The sequence below is a fragment of the Roseimaritima sediminicola genome, assembly GCF_009618275.1.
Classification (GTDB): Bacteria; Planctomycetota; Planctomycetia; order Pirellulales; family Pirellulaceae; genus Roseimaritima; species Roseimaritima sediminicola.
The window spans coordinates 1-473 of sequence record NZ_WIAD01000167.1 but is presented as its reverse complement, the minus strand read 5'-3'; the positions used below and the strand labels follow the sequence as shown (position 1 = coordinate 473).

Below are 473 nucleotides of genomic sequence, written 5' to 3'. Positions count from 1 at the left end.
CCTGCGGATTACCCAATTCCTACGGAACAGACGATCCTGAAGGCCCGAAGGCTCGCCAGGCCAACGCAAAGTCCATCATTCGACGAGTTCCTCGCCAGATCGCTTCCATGCCTGGGGGGCCATCATGTTTGCGTGCATTGTATCCGCCCAACTGAGCAAGCATCGGAATGAACTGTGAGAGCTCGGGGGCTGTCTTGGGCGGCTCCGTTTCCTCAACGATTTTCCAAACCGACTTCCACTCCGCTTCGCTGAACACGACATCGCATGGCAACTCGGGGCATTCTCGCCCAAGGAATGTGACAAACAGAATCCGCCAAGCGATGACTTTGTAAAACATCAAAGCGCGGATCAGTCTGTCTTTCTTTTCGAGCATGATGTCTTCGACTCGGCAGCCCGATTTGTAAACCCTAAAGAACATTTCCACCGGCCACCGCGCGACATAGTAGTCGACGATTTGCAGGACATCTCGGTAG

Annotated in this window: 1 protein-coding gene; it reads right to left on the bottom strand. The window is 54.1% G+C overall.

The features are described 5' to 3' along the window. Positions 1–19: 19 nt before the first annotated feature. Positions 20–473 (bottom strand): IS4 family transposase (locus GE027_RS22705; protein ID WP_315852931.1); only part of this gene is annotated, 454 nt, incomplete at its 5' end.